This is a genomic window from Streptomyces sp. NPDC026301 (genome assembly GCF_055567935.1).
The window spans coordinates 1-20,563 of the sequence record NZ_JBVHPN010000016.1 but is presented as its reverse complement, the minus strand read 5'-3'; the positions used below and the strand labels follow the sequence as shown (position 1 = coordinate 20,563).

Here is a 20,563-nt window from a genome sequence, read left to right as displayed (position 1 = left end):
TCACCGTGTGAGTTTGCTCACGAACTGTGCGGCAAATGCCGCAATTTTCATGATCGAAAGCCGTTGGCGAAACGGACATTGGCGGAGCGAAGCGCACGTTCCACTCCCCATCACCGCACCTGGGGCAGCGCACAACTGCGACCGGAACGCTGCCAAAAGTCCGTTATAAGGGGGGAGACCTTCTACGACTCGTGACACACCCCGTACATTGCGTCACGCATGTCACAGCCAGGGGCTCCGCTCTTGTTGCCGCTCCGGCACTGTGCTGGAATTCCCCGGACCGCCGCATGTTTCACACGGCGCGCAGGGGGCGCAGAGCAGCGCCGCGCGGTGGGTGCCGCTCTCTTCGCCAGAGGGAGTAAGCACGCCGGTCACACTCACGACCGCCATGGGGCCCGGCCCCCTACGACTCGACACCGTCCCGCCGTCACCGCGGAGGGACGCCTGGTCCAGAGGTTGCGACGCTAGTGCAGGGACGTTTCAAGAGGGATGGCAGCGCTGCGGCTGACCCGGAGCTGCGCGGCGGGACCGACCGCGCCGCCTCCCAGCAGCGCGCCCAGAGCAACGGTCCGGCGAGCGGCACGTTGCCGACCGACCGGACCGACCCGGCGCCGGCCGGCGACTCCGCCGCCGAGCGCCCCAAGGCCAAGGGCCCCATGGGCCCCGGGGCCCGTCTGTCGCTGCGCAACTGGCGCATCAGCACACGCCTGGTCTCCCTGATCGCGCTGCCCGTGGTCGCCGCCACCACGCTGGGCGGCCTGCGCATCAGCAGCGAGCTGGACAACATCGACCAGCTGGACCGGATGCAGCTGCTCACGGAGATGACGCGGCAGGCCACCGAGCTGGCCGACGCGCTCCAGGAGGAGCGGGACCGTTCGGCGGGCCCGCTGGCCGGCTCCGGCAACACCAAGGACGACACCGATGTGGTGGCGCCGCGCGAGGAGACCGACCGCGCGATCAAGTCCTTCAAGGAGCACACCGACGACGTCGACTCGGCACGCGGCTCGATGGCCGGCGTGCGCGCCACGATCGTCGACATCCAGCGCCAGCTGGGCACGCTCAACGAGGTACGGAACAAGGCGTACACCGACAACGAGAACGTCGCCCAGACCGTCACCGCGTACAACCAGCTGATCACCTCGCTGCTCGCGCTCTCCCAGGACATGGCGCAGGCGACCAGCAGCCCGGAGATGATCCAGAGCACCCGCTCCCTGGCCGCGTTCTCCTCCGCCAAGGAGTACGCGTCGATGCAGCGGGCGTTCGTCAGCGCCGGTCTGTCGCACAAGGGCCACGCGCACCTGTCCGCGAACGACCGGCTCGCCGGCCGTACCGCCGAGGACAGTGAGGAGTCCGCGCTCAAGCGGTTCTCCAACATCTACCCCGGCGCCGCCTCCCTCATGGAGGGCCTGGACAGCGGCAACGACGACATCGAGCACGCGAACTCGTTCGCCGACCGCAGCTTCAAGACCGAGTCGGGCATCCGCGGTGAGGAGATGTCGTACCTGGACTGGTACGACCTCGACACCAACAAGGTCAACCTGATGTCGCGCATCGAGACCACGCTGCTCTCCCAGATGGAGCAGAAGTCCCGCGAGCTGCGCAACGAGGCCACGACCGGCGCGATCATCAACGGTGCGGTGATCCTGCTCGTCCTGGGCATCTCGCTCATCGGCGCGTTCGTCGTCTCCCGCTCCATGGTCCGCTCGCTGCGCCGGCTGCAGGACACCGCGCAGACGGTCTCCCAGAAGCGGCTGCCCGAGCTGGTCAAGCACCTCTCCGAGGCCGACCCGCAGGACGTGGACACCTCGGTCGAGTCCGTCGGCGTGCACAGCCGGGACGAGATCGGCAAGGTGGCCACCGCGTTCGACGAGGTGCACCGCGAGGCCGTCCGGCTGGCGTCCGAGCAGGCGCTGCTGCGGGGCAACGTCAACGCGATGTTCACCAACCTCTCGCGCCGCAGCCAGGGCCTCATCCAGCGGCAGCTGTCGCTGATCTCGGAGCTGGAGTCCCGCGAGGCCGACCCCGACCAGCTCTCCTCGCTCTTCAAGCTCGACCACCTCGCGACCCGTATGCGCCGTAACGGCGAGAACCTCCTCGTCCTCGCGGGCGAGGAGCCGGGCCGCCGCTGGACCCGCCCGGTCCCGCTGGTCGACGTGCTGCGTGCGGCCGCCTCCGAGGTGGAGCAGTACGAGCGCATCGAACTGAGCGCGGTGCCGACCACCGAGGTCGCGGGCCGCGTCGTCAACGACCTCGTGCACCTCCTCGCCGAGCTGCTGGAGAACGCGACCTCGTTCTCCTCGCCGCAGACCAAGGTCAAGGTGACCGGTCACGCGCTGCCCGACGGCCGGGTACTGGTCGAGATCCACGACACCGGCATCGGCCTCTCCCCCGAGGACCTCTCGGCGATCAACGAGCGCCTCGCCAGCCCGCCGACCGTGGACGTCTCGGTGTCCCGCCGGATGGGTCTGTTCGTGGTCGGCCGGCTGTCCCTGCGGCACGGCATCCGCGTCCAGCTGCGTCCCTCGGATTCCGGCGGTACGACGGCCCTGGTCATGCTGCCGGTGGACGTCGCGCAGAGCGGCGGCGCGAACAACGCGAACAAGAAGCCCGGCCAGGGCGGCAAGCCCGCCGGCGGCCGCGGCTCCGGCGACGCCGGCGGCCAGCACTCCAGCCGCCTCGCGGGCCTGCAGCCGCGCGGCCAGATGGGCTCCGGTCCCCGTACCGCGCTGCCCGGCCGCCCCGGAGCGGGCGCGCCCGGCGGTGCGCCCGGTGGCGCCCCCGGTGCCCCGGCCGGTCCGCAGCACAACAACGCCTTCGGCGGCCGTCCCGCGGCCCCCGCCGGCCAGGACCGGCCCACGCTGCCGGTGCGCGGCGGCGAGCCGGCCCAGCCGCCGGCCGCGAGCCACCAGCCGACCGTCGCCCCGCCCACCGGCGCGCCCGCGCCGCGCGGCGAGCGGCCGCAGCTGCCCACCCGCAGCCCGGCCGGCGAGCTGACCGGCGGCCCCTCCGGCCCGGCCGAGTCCGCGCCGCGCGAGCCCAGCCAGCAGCCCGGCTCCAGCTGGGGTGCGCGCCGCGAACGCGGCGAGGCGGCCGACGACTGGCCGCTGGCGCCCCGCCCCGGCCAGGAGGACCACCCGCGCGGCCACGAGGAGCCGGAGAGCACCGGCCAGCACCGGCGTCCGGAGCTGACCGGCCAGTACCAGCGTCCCGAGCCGACCGGGCAGTTCGAGCGCCCGGCGGCCGGCGGCCCCGGTGACACGGCGCAGTTCGAGCGCCCGGACTTCGGCGGCCGGCGCCCCGGCGCGAACCCCCCGGCGCGCGGCACGTCCCCCGCTCAGGGCGGCACGTCCCCCGCACAGGGCGGCGCGCCCTCCCCGCAGGGCGGTACGCCCGCACAGGGCGCCCGCCCCATGTGGACCGGCGAGTTCGAGCTGCCCTCGGCACCGTCCTCCGGACAGTCCGCCGAACAGGCGCCCGCGTCTCCCCCGGCGCCCGCCGGGCCCACCAGCCCGATGTGGAGCGGCGAGTTCGCCCCGCAGTCCGAGCAGGGCGGCCGCCCCGCCGAGGAGAGCGCTCCGGCGGCAGCACGCGGCGAGGAGGCCCCGGCGCGCGGCGGCCAGGCGTACGACGCCGACTCCTTCGGCCGGGACGACGCGTTCGGCCGCGAGGACGCCTTCGGCCGGGACGGTGCCTTCGGGCGCGCGCCCCGGTCCGGTGAGGTCCCCGTACAGCAGCAGCCGCACTCCGCTCCGGACGACGCCGACCTGCTCGGCGGCCCCGCGCCGCGGAGCACGGGCGACGCGGGTTCGCCGATCTTCGACACGATCGAGTCGAACTGGTTCACCCAGCCGGGCGGCAGCGCGGCCGAGGAGCCCGTGAGCCGGCCGCAGAGCGCCCCGGAGGCGCCGCGGCTGCCCCGGCGCGAGCCGGCCGACAGCGGCGCTCAGGCGCAGGCCCAGTGGCGTTCCTCGCCCAACGACGACGTCTGGCGCCGGGCCGAGCAGGTCCGCCAGCCGGCGGCGGGCGGGATCACCACCTCCGGTCTGCCGCGCCGCGTTCCCCGTGCGAACCTCGTGGCAGGCACCGCGCAGCAGGAGCAGCGTCCGGGCGGCCCGCAGGTCTCCCGTTCGCCCGACGACGTGCGCGGCCGGCTGACCAATCTCCGCCGGGGCATCCAGCAGGGCCGGCAGGCCGGGCACACCGGCACGCATCCCGTCGTGGACCCCACTCACCAGCAGGAGCGTTAGTTGAGTCCGATGAGCCAGGCGGCGCAGAACCTGAACTGGTTGATCACCAATTTCGTGGACAACACCCCCGGGGTGTCCCACACGGTGGTCGTCTCGGTGGACGGTCTGCTGCTCGCGATGTCCGAGGGCTTCCCGCGGGACCGGGCCGACCAGCTCGCCGCGGTGGCCTCCGGGCTCACCTCCCTGACATCCGGCGCGTCCCGCATCTTCGAGGGCGGGAACGTCAACCAGACCGTGGTGGAGATGGAGCGGGGGTTCCTCTTCCTCATGTCGATCTCCGACGGATCGTCGCTGGCCGTACTGGCGCACCCCGAGTGCGACATCGGCCTCGTCGGTTACGAGATGGCCCTGCTCGTGGACCGTGCGGGCGGCGTGCTGACGCCGGACCTGCGGGCCGAGCTGCAGGGCAGCCTGCTCAACTGACCCGCCACCGATTCCACGTGCCGAAGAACCCCCCACCGGCCCGACCCGACGACAGCCAGTTGTCCAGCCCGGAGGACCCATGACCCCGCCACCCGCTTCGCCCGGCCCGTACGGCTATACCAGCCAGCCGTACGGCGACGACGGGGGCGACCAGCCACTGGTCCGCCCTTACGCGATGACCGGAGGCCGGACCCGGCCGCGCTACCAGCTCGCCATCGAGGCGCTGGTCAGCACCACGGCCGATCCCTCCCAGCTGCCCGGGCTGCTGCCGGAGCACCAGCGCATCTGCCATCTGTGCGCCGAGGTGAAGTCGGTGGCGGAGGTCTCCGCGCTGCTGCACATACCGCTGGGGGTGGCCAGAATCCTGGTCGCCGACCTGGCCGAGGCCGGCATGGTGGCGATCCACCAGCCCGGCGGCAGCGGTGAGGCCGGCGGCACGCCCGATGTGACCTTGCTGGAGAGGGTGCTCAGTGGACTTCGCAAGCTCTGACGCCGCGCCCCGTTCGACCACGTCCGCGAAGATCGTGGTGGCGGGCGGTTTCGGCGTGGGCAAAACGACCTTTGTCGGGGCGGTTTCCGAGATCAATCCGCTGCGTACCGAGGCCGTGATGACGTCCGCTTCCGCGGGCATCGACGACCTCAGTCACGTCCAGGACAAGACGACGACCACCGTCGCCATGGATTTCGGGCGTATCACCCTCGATCAGGATTTGATTCTTTATCTGTTCGGCACACCCGGCCAGGACCGTTTCTGGTTCATGTGGGATGATCTGGTCCGCGGTGCGATCGGTGCCGTGGTACTCGTCGACACCCGCCGGCTCTCCGACTGCTTCCCCGCGGTCGACTACTTCGAGAACAGCGGGCTGCCGTTCGTGATCGCGCTGAACGGGTTCGAGGGGCAGCAGCCGTACACCCCCGACGAGGTGCGCGAAGCGCTGCAGATCGGCCCCGACACGCCGATCATCACCACCGATGCCCGGCACCGCGACGAGGCCAAGGGTGCCCTCATCACGCTCGTCGAACACGCTCTCATGGCGCGACTCAAGTAGCGCTGCCGTACGGTCAGTTGCGCCGGGGTGCGCTGTGTCCTTGGACACGCCGGGCCCCGGCGTTCATAACGTTTCGACAGAGAAATCCCGGGACCTCGACACCGGATGCGCACAGGCGGCTCCACTGTGTTCACGTTTCCCCCGCCTTTTGCCGCGCCTCGCCCTTAACGCCCCTTTTATCTGGCGTCCCGCAGGGCTTGCTCATCTTTTGCGCACTGTTTGGAACGCGCGGCCCTGACGTGCTGGAATTCGCTGAACTCCGGAGTAGGTAACGCCCAGAACGAAAACGGCACAGCGAGATACGTGCGTGCCGGCGCCGAGAGGTTGTTGGTCGAGTGAGGCGAAGCAAGTCGGGCCCCGCGCCGCAGCAGGCGGCGCAGCGGGGCAACTTCACACCGCCGCCGCGTCATACGGCGTCGCCTTCCGACGCGCCTGAAAGTCCGCTGAGCAGCCAGCCCGTGCGCGGCAACCGGATGTCCCCGCGCAACTGGCGCGTGGCCACCCGCCTGAACGCCATCCTGCTGCTCCCCGTCATCCTGGCGCTGATCTTCGCCGGGCTGCGGGTGAACACCTCGGTCGGGACCTGGAACGAGGCCCAGGACGCCGAGAACACCGCGAAGCTGGTCCAGGCGGCCGCCACCTACGGCCAGGCCCTCGTCGACGAGCGGGACCGCACCGCGGCGCCGCTCCTCCAGGGCAAGCCGAACGACCCGGTCGTGCGGGACGCGCGGGCCGACACCGACGCCGCCGCCGCCGACTTCCACGACGCGGTCAAGAACATGCCCGACAAGGAGGGCCTCAAGCGCCGCCTCGCGGTCTTCGAGAAGGTCGAGCCCAAGCTCGACATGCTGCGCAAGGTGGCCTACACCTCGCAGCTGACCGGCGTGCAGACCGAGGAGGGCTACACCGAGGTCCAGCACCCGCTGATGGAGTTCTCCAACGAGCTGGGGCTGGGCACCGGCAACATCACCTCCTACGGGCGCACGGTCTACGCCGTCTCGCTGGCGAAGGCCGCCACCTCCCTGCAGCGCTCCATCGGCACCCACCTGCTGGTGCACCCGGCGGCCGGCGCCAAGGAGCGCAAGAAGCAGCTCACCGCGTTCGCGTCGTACGCCTACCTGGAGAACATCGCCATCGGCGAGTACACCTCCGGCGGCACCCCCGAGGACGTCGAGCGCCTGAAGAAGGACTCCGCGGCCCTCAAGAAGAAGGGGCAGGAGCAGGCGGCCCAGGCGCGGAAGCAGGCCACCGCGGCCGGCCGGTCGTTCCGGGCGCCGCCGTCCATCGACGCGATGGTCCAGGCGATCTCCTCCGGCGCCCCGCCGCAGCTGCTCGCCGCCAAGGGCGTCACGCCGCAGACCTGGTTCGCGGCGTCCACCGGCAAGTTCGACATGTACCGCGGCATCGAGAAGGACCTCGCCGACAAGGCGGTGGCCGAGGCCGCGCAGATCTCCTCGGACGCGCGGCAGACCACCTTCGTGGACTCCGGCGTCGCGCTCGGCGCGCTGATCATCGCCTTCCTCATCGCCGGCCTGATGGCCCGCTCGATGACCCGCAACATGCAGCAGCTGCGCACCGCGGCCTTCGGCATCGCCGAGCAGCGGCTGCCGATGCTGGTCGACCAGCTCTCCCGTACGGACCCGGGCCGGGTCGACACCCGCGTCAAGCCGATCCCGATCTCCACCACGGACGAGATCGGCGAGGTCGCGCGGGCGTTCGACCAGGTCCACCGTGAGGCCGTGCGGCTGGCCGCCGAGCAGGCGCTGCTGCGGGGCAACGTCAACGCGATCTTCACCAACCTCTCGCGCCGTAACCAGGGCCTGATCGAGCGGCAGCTGACCCTCATCACGGAGCTGGAGAACAACGAGGCGGACCCGGACCAGCTGGAGAACCTCTTCAGCCTGGACCACCTCGCCACGCGCATGCGCCGCAACGGCGAGAACCTCCTCATCCTCGCGGGCGAGGAGCCGGGCCGCCGCTGGACCCAGCCGGTCCCGCTGATCGACGTGCTGCGCGCGGCCACCTCCGAGGTGGAGTCCTACGAGCGCATCGAGCTCCAGGGCGTCCCCGAGAGCGAGATCCACGGCCAGGCCGTCACCGACCTCGTGCACCTGCTCTCGGAGCTGCTGGAGAACGCCACCACGTTCTCCTCGCCGCAGACCAAGGTGCGGGTCACCGCGACCCGTCTCCCGGACGGCCGCGTGATGGTCGAGATCCACGACAAGGGCATCGGGCTCACCCCCGAGGACTTCGCGGACATCAACCACAAGCTGGCCAACCCGCCGACCGTCGACATCGCGATCTCCCAGCGCATGGGCCTCTTCGTGGTCGGCCGGCTGGCGGACCGGCACGGCATCCGCGTCCAGCTGCGCCCCTCGGGCGAGACGGCCGGCACCACCTCGCTGGTCATGCTGCCGGAGGCGATCACCCACGGCGGTGGCGGCGAGGACACCTTCGAGGACGACTTCACGGTCTCCCGGATCATGCCGGAGCACCCGCAGCCGTTCCAGCAGCCCGAGGACATGCGCACCGCCGCGGAGCTCGGCTTCGACGACCACTACCGGCCGTCGGACGGCTCAGCGGAGCTGGACCCCGTGGGCCGCTCGCTGCTCCGCGAGGAGCGCCGCGCGGCGCTGGAGGCACAGAACGGCGCTCCGCAGCACGGTGCGCCCGGCCAGGAGTCCGCTCACCACCCGGCGCGGAACCCCGCGCAGGACTTCGGCGGACTCCCCCGGCGCGGCGAAGCGGAGGGCTCGGGCGCCGCGTACGACGGCTTCCACGAGCAGCCGTACGCCCCCCAGGAGGCCGCCGGGCAGCAGTCCTACGACGGGCCCGCCGGCGCCTACGACGACCGCTCCTTCGGTGGTCAGAACCTGTTCGACCAGGGCTCTTCGGAGCTCACCGGCGAGCAGCCGCAGTACCCCGCCGACGGCCGGCAGCACCCCGGATGGAGCGAACCCGCTCCGTTCCAGGGGTACTTCGGCGGTCAAGCGGAATCGGACCACAATGGTCCCGACGCTCCCGCGCAGCCGCAGGAACGCGTAGCATTCGATCGTCCGGGTCCCACCCCGAGCGAAACCCACTCCCTGACCGACGCCGGCCTTCCGCGCCGCGGAGGTGACAAGGCCCCAGGGCAGCAGGAGTGGCAGCAGCCCGAGGAGCCGGCGTCGCCCCCGCAGCAGCGGAGCACGTCGGAGGACAGCTTTGGTTGGCGTACCGCCAACGACGAGCGCTGGCAGCGGGCGGAGCAGCTTCGCGAGCCGAAGGCGGGCGGAATCACCTCCTCCGGTCTCCCCCGGCGGGTGCCCAAGGCCAACTTGGTCGAGGGCACCGCGGAGCAGACCCCGCAGGGCGGCCCCCAGGTCTCCCGTGCGCCCGAGGACGTCCGGGGCAGGCTGAGCAACCTGCGCCGCGGTGTCCAGCAGGGACGCAGTGCCGGTATGGAGGCACCCAAGAATGACCAACAGGGCTTCGGCCCCGGCAGCACCTACGATCAGGAGCGTTAGTGTGAGCCCGATGAGCCAGGCGGCGCAGAACCTGAACTGGTTGATCACCAACTTCGTGGACAACACCCCCGGTGTGTCCCACACGGTCGTGGTCTCCGCAGACGGTCTCCTCCTCGCCATGTCCGAGGGTTTCCCTCGGGACAGAGCCGATCAGTTGGCGGCGGTGGCCTCCGGGCTCACCTCGCTGACCTCGGGTGCCTCCCGCATCTTCGAAGGCGGGAGCGTCAACCAGACCGTGGTGGAGATGGAACGCGGGTTCCTCTTCATCATGTCCGTCTCGGACGGATCGTCGTTGGCCGTACTGGCGCACCCCGAGTGCGACATCGGCCTCGTCGGTTACGAGATGGCCCTGCTGGTCGACCGCGCGGGCAGCGTTCTCACGCCCGACCTGCGCGCCGAACTGCAGGGCAGCCTTCTCAACTGACAGACAGGCAGTGCGTTTCTCGCCACCGCACCATAGGGTGCGGTGGCGCGACCGGCGTCGGATTGGCAAGTTGGAGGAGGAAACGTGGCAACGCCCCCTAGCGGATACCCGTACGATTCCGGGCATCTGCCCGAGTCGCAGGGCGAAACCCAGTACAACCGCTTCAACTTCCCGTCCGCGCCGAGTCGTCGGCAGCCGCGGCCCGCGCCGCAGCACCAGCCCTACGACACGACGTACGGCAGCCCCTCCCCGTCTCCTTACGGCTACGGCGACGAGGGGCCCCGGGTTCCGCGCATAGAGCCGGTGCAGCCGCACCGGCGCACCGAGCCGTCGGCGCCCACCGGCGGCGCGCAGAACCCGCTGGTCCGCCCGTACGCCATGACCGGGGGCCGCACCCGGCCGCGCTACCAGCTCGCCATCGAGGCACTGGTGCACACCACGGCCGCGCCGGCTCAGCTCCAGGGCCAGCTGCCGGAGCATCAGCGCATCTGCCATCTGTGCCGCGAGATCAAGTCGGTCGCCGAGATCTCCGCGCTCCTCTCCATTCCCCTCGGCGTCGCCCGGATCCTCGTCGCCGACCTGGCGGAGGCCGGACTCGTCGCCATCCATCAGCCCGGCGGTGACGAGTCCGCCGGCGGACAGCCAGATGTGACACTGCTCGAAAGGGTGCTCAGTGGACTTCGCAAGCTCTAGCGGTGCAGCCCGCTCCACCACCTCCGCGAAGATCGTGGTGGCGGGCGGCTTCGGCGTGGGCAAGACGACCTTCGTCGGGGCCGTCTCCGAGATCAATCCGCTGCGTACCGAAGCCGTGATGACCTCCGCCTCGGCGGGCATCGACGACCTGACGCACGCGCCGGACAAGACCACCACGACGGTGGCGATGGACTTCGGCCGTATCACGCTCGACCAGGACCTGATCCTGTACCTGTTCGGCACGCCCGGCCAGGACCGTTTCTGGTTCATGTGGGACGACCTGGTCCGCGGCGCCATCGGCGCCGTCGTCCTCGTCGACACCCGCCGCCTGGCGGACTGTTTCCCCGCGGTCGACTACTTCGAGAACAGCGGCCTGCCGTTCGTCATCGCCCTCAACGGCTTCGACGGACACCAGCCGTACACGCCGGACGAGGTCCGTGAGGCCCTCCAGATCGGCCCGGACGCCCCGATCATCACGACGGACGCACGGCACCGCAGCGAGGCCAAGAGCGCGCTCATCACGCTCGTGGAACACGCGCTGATGGCGCGCCTGCGCTAGCGCCTGACGGCGCGGTCGCACGACCGCCCGTACGCGAAGGGCCCTGCACACCATGGTGTGCAGGGCCCTTCGCGCGCTCAGGGGCGCGGGGCGTGTCGATATGCGGCTCCGCCGCGTGGGCGCGACCAGCCACGACGGCGGGACGGTCGTCAGCCGAGCGACGCCCCCACGGCGGTGACGATCAAGGCCAGAGACGTGGCGCCCGCGTCGGCGTGTCCGTAACCGAGGTCGCCCATGCGCGCCGCCCGGCCCCGGGCCGGTACGAGTTCCGCCGTCGCGGCGGCCGCCTTCGTGGCGACCTCGGCCGCGGCCCGCCAGGCCGTGGCCAAGTCCTCGTCCGCACGGGCGGCGGACAACTCGGCCCGGAACGGGTCCAACGCATCCAGCATCGTCTTCTCACCCACCTGCGCCCCGCCCAGCTCGCTCACCGCCCGCTGCGCCGCGGCCACCGCCTCCGCGAGCAGCGCCGTCGTACAGGAGGCGCCTTCCGGGGCCCGTACGAGGACGGCACCCGTTTCGGCCAGCAGCGCCCCGTACAGCGCGCCCGACGCGCCCCCGGATGCGTCCGCGAGGGCCAGCCCCGCGGCGAGCAGCGCGTGCCCCGCGGAGCGCGGGTCCCCCGCGGGCCCCGGCTCGGCGGCGCGGCTCGCCGCGACCGCAGCGCGCAGCCCCCGGACGATCCCGATGCCGTGGTCACCGTCGCCCGCGACCGCGTCCAGCCGCCCCAGCTCGTCCTCGTTCGCCGCGACCAGGTCCAGCGCGGCCTGCAGCGCCGCGGTGGCGGGCAGGTCGGCGGCGGACGGCCCGGCCTGCGGCCGCTCCTCGGGCGCGGCCGGGCTCTCCCGTACGTCGTCGGTCTCCCCACGGGGCCCCGGCAGGCTGCGGAAGGCCGGGGTGTCGCAGGGCGCGTCGTACAGCGTCGCCAGCTCCTCGTCGAGGACCATCACCGACAGCGAGACGCCCGCCATGTCGAAGGAGGTGACGAACTCGCCGACCTCCGGGCGGAAGGGCGTCAGCCCCGCCTCCTTCAGGCGCCGGTTGACCTGCCGGAAGACGACGAACATCTCCTCGTACTTGGTCCGGCCCAGCCCGTTGAGCAGCACCGCGACCCGGCCGTCGCCGTCCTTGGGCGGCTCGGGCAGCTCCGGGAGGAGGTTGTCGACCAGCTCGTCGGCGAGTTCGCGCGCGGTGAGGCTGCGGGTGGTGCGCAGCCCCGGCTCGCCGTGGATGCCCATGCCCAGCTCCGTGGTGCCCTTGTTCACGGTGAACAGCGGCTCGCTCGCGCCGGGCAGGGTGCAGCCGGAGAAGGCCGCGCCGAAGGTTCGGGTCGTGGCGTTGGCGCGGGCCGCCACGCGCGCCACGCCCTCCAGGTCGTCGCCGCGCTCGGCGGCGGCACCGGCCACCTTGAAGACGAAGAAGTCGCCGGCGACACCGCGCCGGTCGCGCGAGGGGTCGATCTCCTGGCCGTCCACCGGCGGCGGGCCGCTGGCCACGTCGTCGGTGACCAGGACGGTGCGTACGGGGACGCCCTCGGCGGCGAGCCGGCGGGCCGCCAGCCCGAAGTGCATCACGTCGCCGGCGTAGTTCCCGTAGGACATCAGGACGCCGGCGCCGCCGTCGGCGGCCTTGGCGGTGCGGTAGATCTGCTCGGCGCTGGGGCTCGCGAAGACGTCGCCGACCGCGGCGGCGTCCGCGAGCCCCGGGCCGACCAGTCCGGCGAAGGCCGGGTAGTGGCCGGAGCCGCCGCCGATGAGGACGGCGACCTTGCCGGGGCGCGGGGCGTGGCGGCCGACCACGCCGAAGGTGCCGGGGACCCGCCGGAGCGTGCGCGCGTACGCGTCGGCCAGTCCTTCCAGCCAGTCCTCGCGGAAGGTCGCGGCGTTGTGTCCGAGGCCGTCGGGCGTCGTGGTCATCAGGGCGCACTCCTTTGTTCTGTCCCTGTTGGATTTAACACCCGGATCACAGATTCGTCACCCCTCAAGGCGTAAATCACGCTCAGTACTGTGAGAATCACGGCCCAGAAAACTCTGCATCACATCTTGCATGTGAAGTTCACAGGATTCATGCTGCTGATGTCCCACCGTCACCACCCTCGCTCCTACGGAGGCGCGACATGGCTCCACCATCGGCGCTCTCACTGCCCGACCGCCTCGGCATCCCCAAGGCGCTGGTCTTCGGCTACCTCGGCGTCCTGCTCTTCATGGTCGGCGACGGTGTCGAGTCGGGCTTCATCGCGCCGTACATGGCGGACCACGGTGCCGGTACCGAGGTGCACGCCTCGTACGTCATCACCGCCTACGGTGTCACGGTCATGCTCGCCTCGTGGCTCTCCGGCGCACTGTCGGACCTGTGGGGTCCGCGCCGGGTGATGCAGCTGGGGCTGGCCGTCTGGATCGTCTTCGACGTCCTCTTCCTGGTCTTCGCGCTCGGCCCCGAGAACTACCCGCTGATGCTGGTCTTCTACGGGCTGCGCGGCTTCGGCTACCCGCTCTTCGCCTTCGGCTTCCTGGTCTGGATCACCGCGACCGCGCCCGTGGCCCGGATGGGCACGGCGGTGGGGTGGTTCTACGTGGCGTTCACCGGCGGTCTGCCGACCCTCGGCTCCCTGGTCGCCGGCGTCACCAACCCGCTCTTCGGCCAGTTCGGCACGCTCTGGGTGGCGCTCGGGATCATCGCGGTCGGCGGCGCCTGCTGCCTGCTCGGCGTCCGGGAGCGCACCGGCTTCGCGCGGCTCGCGCCGCCCGAGGTCAGGCCGGTCCAGTCGCTGGTCTCCAGCCTCTCCATCGCCTGGACCCACCCCAAGGTCGCGGTCGGCTGCGTGGTGCGCATCATCAACACCGCGCCCGAGTTCGGCTTCCTGGTCTTCCTGCCCACCTTCTTCGCGAAGGAGCTGGGCTTCGGGGAGGGCCGCTGGCTGACCCTGCTGGCCGTCATCTACGGCACCAACGTCTTCTGCAACCTGCTCTTCGGCTGGATCGGCGACAAGATCGGCTGGCGGCGGACGATCGCGTCCTTCGGCGGTATCGGCTGCGCGGTCACCACGCTCACGCTGTACTTCGTGCCGCAGGCCGTCGGCAGCAACTACCCGGTCGCGATCGTCTGCGGCATGCTCTACGGCGTGACGCTGGCCGGCTTCGTCCCCATCTCGGCCCTGATCCCCGCCCTCGCGCCCGACAAGAAGGGCGGCGCGATGGCCCTGCTGAACCTGGGCGCGGGCGGCGCGGCCTTCGTCGGCCCCGCCATCGTCAGCGTCTTCCTCGACCCGCTCGGCCCGGCCGGCGTCGTCATCATCTTCGCCGCGCTGTACGTGGTGTCGTCGCTGCTGACGCTGTACTTGAAGCTGCCGGAGCCGCAGGGCGACACCACTCCCCCGCCGGCCCCGACGGCCGAACCGGCAGCGGCACGGGCCTGACCCCCGCCGCGACGCGAAGGGCCCCGCACACCGGATGGTGCGCGGGGCCCTTCGGCGTCGCGTGAGTTACCCCTGCCAGGAGCGGGCGCCGCGGAAGCCGCGCTGGCGCTCCAGCCGGCGCCAGCGGGCGGCCGTGGCGTGCGGCTGCGCCGGGAGCGCGGCCGGCTGGTGGGCGGCGCGGGCGAGCAGCACCGCGGTCAGCGCGGCGAGCTCCTCCTCGCTGGCCTCGCCCTTCTCGACACGGACCAGGGAACGGTCGGAGGTATCGGCAGGATTCACTTTCGTCGTCTCCAAGGTCGCAGGGTGGCTGCGGTACAGAGCGGTATCGGAATTACTGCGGCGGGTTGCCGTGCTTGCGGGCCGGCAGGTCGGCGTGCTTGGACCGGAGCATGGCCAGCGAGCGGATCAGCACCTCGCGGGTCTCGGCCGGGTCGATCACGTCGTCGACCAGGCCGCGCTCGGCCGCGTAGTACGGGTGCATCAGCTCGGACTTGTACTCCTTGACCATCCGCGCCCGCATGGCCTCCGGGTCGTCCGCCTCGGCGATCTGCTTGCGGAAGATCACGTTGGCCGCGCCCTCGGCGCCCATCACCGCGATCTCGTTGGTCGGCCAGGCATAGGTGAGGTCGGCGCCGATGGACTGGGAGTCCATGACGATGTAGGCACCGCCGTACGCCTTGCGCAGCACGACCGAGATCCGCGGCACGGTGGCGTTGCAGTACGCGTACAGCAGCTTCGCGCCGTGCCGGATGATGCCGCCGTGCTCCTGGTCGACGCCCGGCAGGAAGCCGGGGACGTCCAGCAGCGTGAGGATCGGGATATTGAAAGCATCGCACATCTGGACGAAACGGGCAGCCTTTTCCGACGCCTCGATGTCCAGCACGCCCGCCAGCGACTGCGGCTGGTTGGCGACGATGCCCACGACCTCGCCGTCCAGGCGGGACAGCGCACAGATGATGTTGGTCGCCCAGCGCTCGTGGACCTCCAGGAACTCGCCGTCGTCGACGAGCTCCTCGATGACCTTGCGCATGTCGTACGGGCGGTTGCCGTCGGCCGGCACCAGGTCCAGCAGCGCGTCGCCCGCGCGCTCCGCCGGGTCGTCGCAGGGGACGGACGGCGGGTTCTCGCGATTGTTGGACGGCAGCAGGGCGAGGAGGTAACGGACCTCCTCCAGGCAGGTGGCCTCGTCGTCGTACGCGAAGTGGCACACGCCGGAGGTCTCGGCGTGCACGTCCGCGCCGCCCAGCCCGTTCTGCGTGATCTCCTCGCCGGTCACCGCGCGGACCACGTCAGGCCCGGTGATGAACATCTGCGAGGTCTCGCGGACCATGAACACGAAGTCCGTCAGGGCGGGGCTGTAGGCCGCGCCGCCCGCGCACGGGCCGAGCATCACCGAGATCTGCGGGATCACGCCCGACGCCTTGGTGTTGCGCTGGAAGATGCCGCCGTACCCGGCGAGCGCCGAGACGCCCTCCTGGATACGGGCACCGGCGCCGTCGTTCAGCGACACCAGCGGCGCACCGGCCTGGATGGCCATGTCCATGATCTTGTGGATCTTCGTGGCGTGGGCCTCGCCCAGCGCGCCGCCGAAGATCCGGAAGTCGTGCGCGTACACGAACACGGTCCGGCCGTGCACCGTGCCCCAGCCCGTGATCACACCATCGGTGTAGGGCTTCTTGTTCTCCAGCCCGAAGCCGGTCGCCCGGTGCCGGCGCAGCGGCTCCACCTCGTTGAACGATCCCTCGTCCAGCAGGAGGTCGATCCGCTCGCGGGCGGTGAGCTTGCCCTTGGCGCGCTGGGCCTCGGTGGCGCGCTCACTCGGGCCTCGCCGGGCCTGCTCACGGATCGCGTGCAGCTCGGCGACGCGCCCGCGGGCGTCGTTCGCCTCGGCGGGCGCATCTTCGACAGTGGTCATGCATCGACGGTACGCGGACACGTGCTCATGAACCGATGTCGGTTTCGTACAACGTCGAGCGCGATTTCGTGGGCAGGCAGAACAGAACCACGCTGTACGGGGGACGCGGAAGCGGCACGGACGCGCAGGAGCGGTTTCCGGTCACTGTGGAGGAGCCACAAAAGACACTGGTGTGGTCTTGTGGCGGTCCGCTGGTCGACCGCGGATACCGGCCACCGGGCCACGCTCCGCGGGGCGGCGCGGGATTCCCCCGCACGCCGCCCCGCGACCGGGTCAGTGTGTGGTGACCGTACAGGTATGCGTGGCGCAGACCTTCCCGGGACCGATCCGCAGCCGCAGCCGGCGGCCCGTCTCCAGGACCGTGACGCCGGGCCCGGCGCTCACCACCTCGCGCACCGGGCGGTCCCAGACGATCTCCACCGGCCGCCCCGTGCGCGGCGGCTCCGCCACGCACAGCGTCGCCGTCCGGCCCTGCCCGCGCACCAGGACGGACGACGGCGCCGAGGCGGTCAGCGGCCCCGCCGTCCCGGCCGTCCAGAAGTTCGCCGCCAGCACCCCGAGCGCGAGCACCTCCACCGCCTGCACCGCGCCCGTATTGGCGGTGATCCGCAGCCAGTTCCGGTCGGCGGCGCGCGCCGCGAGGGTGCGCGGCCCGGCCCCCGGCATCAGCAGATAGGCGTACGAGGCGTCCGCCGGGTCCGTGCCGTGGTCCCGCCAGAGCGTCAGATAGCGGCGGGTGACGCGATCCGGCGAGGACCCCGTATTGATGTCCCGCCAGGCGCCCGTGCGCGCCTCGCGCAGCGCCCGCAGCGGCATGCCGCCGGGGAAGACGTACCCGCCGTGCCCCGCGAGGTGCGCCCAGTGGGCCCGCGGGAAGGCGCCGGTCCAGCCGGTCGTCGCGGGCTGGAGGACGCCGTCGACGGTGAGCGCCGCGGTCCCCGAGGCGCCGAGGTTGCGGTTGTCGACGACGGTCTCGGCAGGCACGCCGTCCCGGCCGGTGATCCCCGCGCCGAGGCAGACGACGGTGTCGGCGAGGCAGAACCAGGACTTCTTGGCGCGCAGCGTCGAGGCGAGCCCGCGCACGTCCTGCCCGACGGCCGCGAACTCGCCGTCCGTGGCGCCGCCCACCCAGGTGGCCGCCGGCTTCGGCGCGCCCCAGCCGCCGCCCTCGTTGTCGGCCAGCCGCTTGGTGGAGACGGTCGTCCCCGGGAGGCGGTACGGGTCCACCGTCGGCCAGAAGAAGTCGGTGTACTGGCCGCCGCCGAAGTCCGCGCCCCACCAATAAAGCATCCCGGCGCCGGTGTGCCAGCCGCGCGGATTCTCACCGTTGCCGTTCTCGTAGTACGTGATCCGGTCCGAGGCCATGGCGATGTTGGCGGCGAAGCCCGGGCGCCGGTGCACCGCCCGGTCCATGGCGGGGAAGAGCTTGTGTCCGACCGGCTCGGGCGCCGCGGTGCCCGGCCCCGCGGCCACGGCGGCCAGCCGGGCGGCGTCCGCGACCGTGTACTGCCGATCGGTCAGCACGTCCAGCGTGGTGTCCCGCTCGATCCAGCCCTTGACCATGGCGTGCCAGCGGTCCCGCTCGGCGGCGGAGGCGCTCTGCGCGAGCATGGCGACGGCGGCCAGCAGCGCGTGCCCGTGGAAGTGGTCGCTGCGCATGACGTGCCGGTCGTCGCTGAGCAGGTAACCGCGGCTGATCGCCCGGCCGTTGACGCTGTCCATCATCAGGCCGTTGTGCAGCAGCGGCGCGTAGGCGTTCTCGACGCTGTCGAAAATGATCTGCCGCTTCGGGTCGGTCACCTCCCAGCTGCTGCCGCCGAGCAGACGGAACAGCCGTCCGAGCCCGTCCAGCAGCACGTATCCGTACGTGCCGGAGTACGCGACCCAGGTGTGCTGCACGAACGAGCCGTCGGCGTACAGCCCGTCGCCCTTCTCCACGTACGGGAAGACGGGCGAGAGGGCGTCGCGGGCGAGCGCGAGCTTCGCCGCCGACCGGCCGAGGACGCCGCGCAGCGCGACCACCCGGCACAGGTCGACGCGGTTGGCGCCGGTGCTCGTCCCCGTGTAGTCGCCGAGCATGGAGTCCGGTACGAAATGGTCCACCGCGGCGAGGTACCCGGCGCGCTGCGCGTCGGTGAGCGCGCCGTCGACGAGCGTCATCGTGTCGAGGAGCAGCCGCGGGCTGCCGATCTGCCAGTCCCACCAGTTGCCGTACCGCGTGGTGGCCGTGTTGTAGATCTTGGCGTCGAGGTGGTCCAGGCCCTTGAGCACGTCGGCGAGGAGGCCGGCGTCCCCGGTGAGGCCGGTGCCGGGTTGGGCGTATGCCTGCGCCATGGTGTTCAGCCGGCTGTAGCTCTGGGTGATGCCGGCCGACGGGTCGAACGGGCAGTCGGGCCAGAGCGAGGAGGCGGCCGGCGCCATCGCCGTCCGGAAGCGCCGCGCGAGGTCCCCGGTCTCCTTCAGCAGGGAGGCGTACGGCTCGGCGGCCGGGTCGTAGCCGGTGCCCAGCTGGAGGTCCCGCCAGCGCTCCCGGAGGGTGCCGAACTCCTCGGCTGCGGGGGCGACTTGAGCGGTGGCGCCCCGAGCGGTGGCGTGGGCGCCGGTGGCCGGCAGCCCGAGGGCGGCCGCGCCCGCGCCGCCCGCCACGAGGAAGCCCCTGCGGGTCCAGTGGGAAGGGTGCGCCGCCATGGTCAGCAACCGCCGCAGTTGTAGTAGAGGACGTCCCAGTGCGACCCCTCCTTGGCGTAGATGTTGCCGGAGCCGGACTTGTACATCGGTGCGCCGTCACCCCGTACGCCGGCGTAGGTGAACGTACCGGTCACGTAGTTGCTGACGCAGGTGGACAGGGCGAAGTCCAGTTTGTAGCCGTTCCAGTGGCTGTACGTGCCGCTCGCGTGGCCGGTCTCGGTGCCGCCGGTGATGTTCAGCGCGCAGCCGCTGGCCTTCTTCAGCGTGACCGCGCCCTGGGCGGTGGGCTGGTTCAGCTGGTCGAAGGACGTGCAGGTGGGGGTGTTGCGGTCGGAGCAGCCGCCGGAGGAGGACCAGGTGATCCCGGCGTTCCGGAACATCGTGGTGGCCTGGGCGTGGGTGAGCTTGGTGACGGCGTGCGCCTCGCTCGCGTCGGTGAGGACGCCGAAGCCGGGGGCGAGGAGCGCTCCCAGGACGAGGACCAGTGCGCTGAGGACGGTACGGACTCTCACGGGGGCCTCCTGCGGTGAACCGGTGAACCGTGCGACGGGTGATTCGGCGGTGCAGGTGGAGCACCGCAGATGATGCCCGACCTCTACGCGCGTCGCCAGTACCTGGTGACCAGGGCTTTCGGGGGTCGCGCGGCCTCGCCCCGACGGAAAGGTTGAAACTTGAACCAGTAAGGGTTACGCTGAATCTCGTTGAAGCTTAAACAACAACTCCCGAGGTCTCCCCGACCCGTCCCCCGAGGAGGAGCCATGGCTCTGTTCAACCGCAAGCGCACCGCCGAGACCGCCGCCCCCGCCGCCACCGCGACCCTCGCGGCGGACCCGGCGCTGGCCGCCCTGACCGGCGACTACACCATCGACCCGGCACACAGCAGCATCGGCTTCACCGTGCGGCACGCCATGGTCACCAACGTCCGCGGCTCCTTCGCCGAGCACGAGGGCACGCTGCACCTCGACGGCAGCAACCCGGCCGCCTCGACCGCGAACATCGACGTGAAGATCGACAGCATCGACACCGGCATCGCGGACCGCGACGGCCACCTGAAGAGCGCCGACTTCTTCGACGCCGAGCAGTTCCCGCTGATGACCTTCCGCTCCGTCGGGGTCGAGCAGGTCGGCGCCGAGACGTACCGCGTCACGGGCAACCTCACGATCAAGGACGTCACCAAGCCGCTCGCCATCGACCTGGAGTTCAACGGCGCGGCCACCGACGTCTACGGCGCGCAGCGCGTGGGCTTCGAGGGCAGCGCCGAGATCCTGCGCTCGGAGTGGGGCCTGACCTGGAACGCGGCGCTGGAGACGGGCGGCGTGATGGTCAGCGACAAGGTGAAGCTGACGTTCGACATCTCGGCGGTCAAGGCGGCCTGACCCGGACCCGCTTCCCCCGCACAGTGGCAGGGCCCCTCCCTCTCCCCACGAGCCGCCCTGGGGTGAGTGGGGTGAGCGGTGAGTCACCCACCAGTGGCAAGGCCCCTCCCCCACCTCCACCACGCATAAGGCGAAGGTAGCGCCGCCCGCCGACTCCCGGCGGCGCCTGTGGATAAAACCACCGGGCGTCGGCCTCCTGGTGCGCGGCCAGTACGGTGACGGCGAACCGCCTGCCGTGCAGGGCGTGGCTGAGGAGCCGGGAGCCGTTGCC

Annotated in this window: 15 protein-coding genes; 10 read left to right on the top strand and 5 right to left on the bottom strand. The window is 71.5% G+C overall.

From position 1 onward, the window contains the following. Window positions 1-467 precede the first annotated feature (467 nt). The 8 genes from ACZ4MH_RS25925 to ACZ4MH_RS25890 all read left to right on the top strand — a co-directional run bounded on the left by ACZ4MH_RS25925 (window position 468) and on the right by ACZ4MH_RS25890 (window position 10,901). The gene (locus ACZ4MH_RS25925) at window positions 468-4,247 is read left to right on the top strand and encodes a sensor histidine kinase (RefSeq protein ID WP_467754713.1); all 3,780 of its coding nucleotides are present in this window, start codon (window positions 468-470) and stop codon (window positions 4,245-4,247) included. A 9-nt stretch (window positions 4,248-4,256) separates the two neighbouring features. After that, the gene (locus ACZ4MH_RS25920) at window positions 4,257-4,670 is read left to right on the top strand and encodes a roadblock/LC7 domain-containing protein (RefSeq protein WP_030257979.1); all 414 of its coding nucleotides are present in this window, start codon (window positions 4,257-4,259) and stop codon (window positions 4,668-4,670) included. Between the two features lie 79 nt (window positions 4,671-4,749). Continuing rightward, the gene (locus tag ACZ4MH_RS25915; protein ID WP_031051532.1) at window positions 4,750-5,160 is read left to right on the top strand and encodes a DUF742 domain-containing protein; all 411 of its coding nucleotides are present in this window, start codon (window positions 4,750-4,752) and stop codon (window positions 5,158-5,160) included. Continuing rightward, window positions 5,141-5,719 carry a GTP-binding protein gene (locus tag ACZ4MH_RS25910; protein ID WP_351601307.1) on the top strand — a complete coding sequence of 193 codons (579 nt, stop codon included), beginning with the start codon at window positions 5,141-5,143 and terminating at the stop codon, window positions 5,717-5,719. Before ACZ4MH_RS25915 ends, ACZ4MH_RS25910 begins: the two co-directional genes overlap by 20 nt. A gap of 335 nt (window positions 5,720-6,054) precedes the next feature. Then, on the top strand, window positions 6,055-9,225 hold the full coding sequence (locus ACZ4MH_RS25905; protein WP_351601304.1) for a sensor histidine kinase: 3,171 nt from the start codon (window positions 6,055-6,057) through the stop codon (window positions 9,223-9,225). A 10-nt stretch (window positions 9,226-9,235) separates the two neighbouring features. Then, window positions 9,236-9,649, top strand: a complete 414-nt coding sequence (locus ACZ4MH_RS25900; RefSeq protein ID WP_030257992.1) for a roadblock/LC7 domain-containing protein — start codon at window positions 9,236-9,238, stop codon at window positions 9,647-9,649. A gap of 84 nt (window positions 9,650-9,733) precedes the next feature. Beyond that, the gene (locus ACZ4MH_RS25895) at window positions 9,734-10,342 is read left to right on the top strand and encodes a DUF742 domain-containing protein (RefSeq protein WP_351601301.1); all 609 of its coding nucleotides are present in this window, start codon (window positions 9,734-9,736) and stop codon (window positions 10,340-10,342) included. Continuing rightward, window positions 10,323-10,901 carry a GTP-binding protein gene (locus ACZ4MH_RS25890; protein WP_073447656.1) on the top strand — a complete coding sequence of 193 codons (579 nt, stop codon included), beginning with the start codon at window positions 10,323-10,325 and terminating at the stop codon, window positions 10,899-10,901. Before ACZ4MH_RS25895 ends, ACZ4MH_RS25890 begins: the two co-directional genes overlap by 20 nt. A 149-nt stretch (window positions 10,902-11,050) precedes the next feature. On the opposite strand, the gene ACZ4MH_RS25885 is transcribed toward ACZ4MH_RS25890, so the two are convergent. Beyond that, a complete protein-coding gene (locus tag ACZ4MH_RS25885; protein ID WP_467754712.1) occupies window positions 11,051-12,814 on the bottom strand; it encodes a dihydroxyacetone kinase family protein in 1,764 nt (587 codons plus the stop codon). Between the two features lie 200 nt (window positions 12,815-13,014). Between ACZ4MH_RS25885 and ACZ4MH_RS25880 the strand changes: the two genes are divergently transcribed. Then, the gene (locus ACZ4MH_RS25880; protein WP_351598395.1) at window positions 13,015-14,313 is read left to right on the top strand and encodes an MFS transporter; all 1,299 of its coding nucleotides are present in this window, start codon (window positions 13,015-13,017) and stop codon (window positions 14,311-14,313) included. A 66-nt stretch (window positions 14,314-14,379) separates the two neighbouring features. On the opposite strand, the gene ACZ4MH_RS25875 is transcribed toward ACZ4MH_RS25880, so the two are convergent. The 4 genes from ACZ4MH_RS25875 to ACZ4MH_RS25860 all read right to left on the bottom strand — a co-directional run bounded on the left by ACZ4MH_RS25875 (window position 14,380) and on the right by ACZ4MH_RS25860 (window position 19,428). After that, window positions 14,380-14,592: an acyl-CoA carboxylase epsilon subunit gene (locus tag ACZ4MH_RS25875; protein ID WP_031051542.1), complete on the bottom strand. Its 213-nt coding sequence runs from the start codon at window positions 14,590-14,592 to the stop codon at window positions 14,380-14,382. Between the two features lie 52 nt (window positions 14,593-14,644). Then, window positions 14,645-16,228, bottom strand: a complete 1,584-nt coding sequence (locus tag ACZ4MH_RS25870) for an acyl-CoA carboxylase subunit beta (RefSeq protein WP_351598400.1) — start codon at window positions 16,226-16,228, stop codon at window positions 14,645-14,647. Window positions 16,229-16,501: 273 nt separating this feature from the next. Then, window positions 16,502-18,916, bottom strand: a complete 2,415-nt coding sequence (locus tag ACZ4MH_RS25865; protein ID WP_351598403.1) for a polysaccharide lyase 8 family protein — start codon at window positions 18,914-18,916, stop codon at window positions 16,502-16,504. A 2-nt stretch (window positions 18,917-18,918) separates the two neighbouring features. After that, window positions 18,919-19,428: a hypothetical protein gene (locus ACZ4MH_RS25860; RefSeq protein ID WP_351598406.1), complete on the bottom strand. Its 510-nt coding sequence runs from the start codon at window positions 19,426-19,428 to the stop codon at window positions 18,919-18,921. Window positions 19,429-19,674: 246 nt separating this feature from the next. Between ACZ4MH_RS25860 and ACZ4MH_RS25855 the strand changes: the two genes are divergently transcribed. Further along, complete coding sequence (locus tag ACZ4MH_RS25855; protein ID WP_351598409.1) at window positions 19,675-20,292, top strand: YceI family protein; 618 nt, start codon at window positions 19,675-19,677, stop codon at window positions 20,290-20,292. The last annotated feature ends 271 nt before the right edge of the window (window positions 20,293-20,563 follow it).